Here is a 3,890-nt window from a genome sequence, read left to right as displayed (position 1 = left end):
CCACCATCCTGGTCAAGGGAGGGCACCTCGACGGCGATACTTGCCCGGACGCCCTGGTCAATGCCGGGGGACTGCTTTCGCAGGAGGTGGTGGAGTTTGCGGGGGAGCGGGTACCCACGCCGAACAGCCACGGCACCGGCTGCTCGCTGTCATCGGCAATGGCTGCCGTGCAGGCCCGGCTGGGCGACTGGGAAGCCTCGCTGCGCCAGGTGAAGCCCTGGCTGGCCGGCGCGCTCCAGGCCTCCGGCCAGCTTGACGTTGGCGGCGGCAACGGCCCGGTCCACCACTTCCACCACCGGAAGCGGGAGCTGGTTAAGGGCGAATTCGCTGAACTCCTGCGCGGGGAAGCCGCTCCTGAGCTGGAATCCATCTATGGGCTGGAGTTCATCCGTGACCTCGCGGCCGGCACGCTGGGCGAGGCGCAGTTCACCTACTACCTCGCGCAGGACGCCATCTACCTCAACGGTTACTCACGGGTGCTGGCCCGCGCCAGCGCGCTGGCGCCCACTGAAGCGGCCCAGCTGTTCTGGGCCCGCTCCGCCCAGCAGTGCCTCGAGGTCGAGTCGGAGCTGCACCGGAGCTGGCTCAGTTCCCGCGCAGTGGAGCCGGGCCTGGGGCCGGTCACCAAGTCCTACGTGGACCACCTGCTGGCGGCCTCAGCCTCAGGCAGCTACGCCGTGCTGGTGGCTGCTGTCCTTCCGTGCTTCTGGCTGTACGCCGAAGTGGGGCAGACGCTTCACGGGGAGTTCGTCGCTGCCGGCGCCCCGGCGTCGCACCCCTACGCCGAATGGCTGCGGACCTACGCAGACGAGGACTTCGCCCAGGCCACCCGGGAGGCCATCGCCATGGCAGACGACGCGGGCCGCAGGGGCTCGGAGGACGAGAGGGCAGCCATGATGGCAGCTTTCGGCCAGTCCTGCCGTTTCGAAGTGGAATTCTTCGACGCGCCGCGCCTGCACGCCTGAACGTCAACGGCGGTTCCAGCCGGTACGATAGTCGGGCACGGTTCCTGGTTGTCAGTGCAGTACCTGTTTGTGGGTCCTATCACAGTCAACCGGCCGTAACCAGCCTCATTTGCGGCCGAAGGCAAAATTAGCGTATTCTAGATCTTCGGTGCTTACGCCAACACTTGGGTTACGACCCCACGGCGTTGAGGCACAGCGAGAGCCCAGCCAATTATGGACCCAGGTTCCGCACGCAAATCTAGTAATAAACGTCGAGAGAAGTGAGTTCCCAAGTGGTGTACGCGATTGTCCGCGCAGGCGGCCGGCAAGAGAAGGTCTCCGTTGGAGACTTCGTTACCCTCAACCGCGTCGCCGGTGGAGCTGGCAGCACCATTGAGCTGCCCGTCCTGCTCCTGGTCGACGGTGAGAAGGTCACTGCCGCAGCTGCGGACCTGGCCAAGGTAACTGTCACGGCTGAGATCCTCAATGACCTTCGCGGTCCGAAGATCGTCATCCAGAAGTTCAAGAACAAGACCGGTTACAAGAAGCGCCAGGGTCACCGTCAGGAACTGACCAAGGTCAAGATCACTGGTATCAAGTAACCTTTCGTTACTGTTCAGGTTTTCAGCAGATTCCCCAGAATTTAGAGGCAGGCATTTCAAATGGCACATAAAAAAGGCGCGAGCTCCACTCGCAACGGTCGTGACTCCAACGCCCAGTACCTCGGCGTCAAGCGCTTCGGCGGCCAGGTAGTTTCCGCAGGCGAGATCATCGTCCGCCAGCGCGGCACCCACTTCCACCCGGGCGCCGGCGTAGGCCGTGGCGGCGACGACACCCTGTTCGCACTGACCCCGGGAGCTGTCGAATTCGGCACCCGCCGCGGTCGCCGCGTAGTCAACATCGTTGCTGCTGCAGCCGCAGAGTAACAAATAGTTCTGAAGTGGTGGAGCGGACCTGTTGGTCCGCTCCACTGTTCTTTTAACCGCATTACAATCGTCTTGGTGCCTGCGGGCGTCCAGGAAACAGCACTGAGGAGATCCACGTGGCGAGCTTTGTAGACCGGGTAGTACTGCACGTATCCGGCGGTACCGGCGGCCACGGCTGTGTCTCGGTCCACCGCGAGAAGTTCAAGCCTCTCGGCGGACCCGACGGCGGCAACGGCGGCGACGGCGGCGACGTCATACTCCGTGTGGATCACCAGACCACCACGCTTTTGGATTACCACCACGCCCCCCATCGCCACGCCACCAACGGCGGCCCCGGCATGGGCGACTGGCGCGGCGGCAAGAGCGGCGAGACCCTCATCCTCCCGGTCCCTGACGGCACCGTAGTCAAGTCCAAGGACGGAACCGTCCTCGCTGACCTCGTGGGTGAAGGCGCCGAGTACATCGCGGCTGCCGGCGGCCAGGGCGGCCTCGGCAACGCATCGCTGTCCTCCCAGAAGCGCCGGGCCCCGGGCTTCGCGCTCCTGGGCATCGAGGGCGAGTCCAGCGACGTTGTGCTGGAACTGAAGTCCATTGCGGACATCGCCCTGGTGGGCTTCCCCTCTGCCGGCAAGTCCAGCCTGATCGCGGCCATGTCCGCCGCGCGGCCCAAGATCGCCGACTACCCGTTCACCACGCTTATCCCCAACCTCGGCGTTGTCCAGGCCGGCGATATCCGCTTCACCATCGCCGACGTCCCGGGCCTGATCGAAGGCGCCAGCGAAGGCAAGGGCCTGGGCCACCACTTCCTGCGCCACGTGGAGCGCTGCGCCGCACTGGTGCACGTGCTGGACTGCGGCACGCTTGAAGCCGACCGTGACCCTCTCTCCGACCTGGCCATTATCGAGGCCGAACTGGAAAAGTACGCCGTGGACATGAGCTACGCCGGCACTGACGGCGAAGTTGTCCCCCTGAACCACCGCCCGCGCCTGGTGGCACTGAACAAGGTGGACCTCCCGGACGGCAAGGACATGGCCGAGTTCGTCCGCCCGGAATTGGAATCCCGTGGTTACCGGGTCTTCGAAATCTCAGCCACCAGCCACGAGGGCCTGCGCCAGCTCGGCTTCGCCATGGCCGAAATCGTCCAGTCTGCCCGCGACACCCTGGCCGCTGCACCGCCGAAGGTCCAGCCGCCCGTGCTGCGCCCGCGGGCTGTGAACGAGGCCGGCTTCAAGATCCGCCGCGAGGAAAAGAACCTTGAGCCGCTGTTCCGCGTCCTCGGCGACAAGCCCGTGCGCTGGGTTAAGCAGACAGACTTCACCAACGAGGAAGCCATCGGCTACCTCGCAGACCGCCTTGCGAAGCTCGGCGTCGAAAACGAACTCTTCAAGCAGGGTGCCAAGCCTGGCGACACCGTGGTGATCGGCGAGGACGACGGCGTGGTCTTCGACTGGGAGCCCACCATGATGGCGGGCGCCGAACTGCTCGCCGCCCCGCGTGGCACCGACGTCCGGTTCGCGGACATCGGCGACCGCCCCACCCGCGGCCAGAAGCGGGACGAGCAGCAGGAGCGCAAGGAAGCCAAGGCAGCCGCCCGCGCCGAACTCGAAGCCGAACGAAAAGCAGGTATCTGGACCGAGTCGGTCAGCAGCCGCCGGGTTGCCAAGCCGCTCAAGGAGAGTGGACTGGGCGCAGACGATGACCAGTAGCACTGCTGCCGCGGTGCCGCAGCAGCGGGCCGCGGACCGCGGCGTGCTCTCCGGTGCCCGCAGGATAGTGGTCAAAGTGGGTTCGTCCTCTCTGACCAGCATCAAGGGCGGCATCTCCGAGGAGTCACTGACCGCGCTGGCGGACGCGCTGGCGGCCAAGCGGAACTCCGGCACGGAGATCATCCTGGTGTCCTCAGGCGCCATTGCGGCGGGCCTGGCACCCTTGGGCCTGGCCAAAAGGCCGCGTGACCTTGCCACCCAGCAGGCCGCGGCCAGTGTGGGCCAGGGCCTGCTGATGGCCCGCTACACCCAGG

The 3,890-nt window shown here is 65.7% G+C and carries 5 protein-coding genes; all 5 read left to right on the top strand.

What is annotated here, in order from left to right:
* Positions 1 to 965 (top strand): bifunctional hydroxymethylpyrimidine kinase/phosphomethylpyrimidine kinase (locus DBR22_RS17765; protein ID WP_181365234.1); only part of this gene is annotated, 965 nt, incomplete at its 5' end.
* Positions 966 to 1,237: 272 nt separating this feature from the next.
* Entirely contained in the window at positions 1,238 to 1,546 is a 309-nt protein-coding gene (rplU, locus tag DBR22_RS17760) for a 50S ribosomal protein L21 (protein WP_108600109.1), read from the top strand.
* Between the two features lie 60 nt (positions 1,547 to 1,606).
* A complete protein-coding gene (rpmA, locus tag DBR22_RS17755; protein ID WP_009372867.1) occupies positions 1,607 to 1,870 on the top strand; it encodes a 50S ribosomal protein L27 in 264 nt (87 codons plus the stop codon).
* A 116-nt stretch (positions 1,871 to 1,986) separates the two neighbouring features.
* Entirely contained in the window at positions 1,987 to 3,576 is a 1,590-nt protein-coding gene (gene obgE, locus DBR22_RS17750) for a GTPase ObgE (RefSeq protein WP_108600108.1), read from the top strand.
* The coding region (locus tag DBR22_RS17745) for an amino acid kinase family protein (RefSeq protein WP_441296249.1) at positions 3,566 to 3,890 on the top strand (325 nt) is incomplete at its 3' end. The genes obgE and DBR22_RS17745, both read left to right, overlap by 11 nt.

The sequence above is a fragment of the Arthrobacter sp. HMWF013 genome (assembly GCF_003061105.1).
Lineage (GTDB): Bacteria > Actinomycetota > Actinomycetes > Actinomycetales > Micrococcaceae > Arthrobacter.
The sequence above is the reverse complement of the archived record's forward strand: the minus strand, read 5'-3'. Positions and strand labels throughout refer to the sequence as shown.

What these genes read in the sequence shown, in the direction of transcription:
- rpmA (WP_009372867.1), top strand. Translation starts at nt 1,607, where the DNA reads ATGGCACATAAAAAAGGCGCGAGCTCCACTCGCAACGGTCGTGACTCC.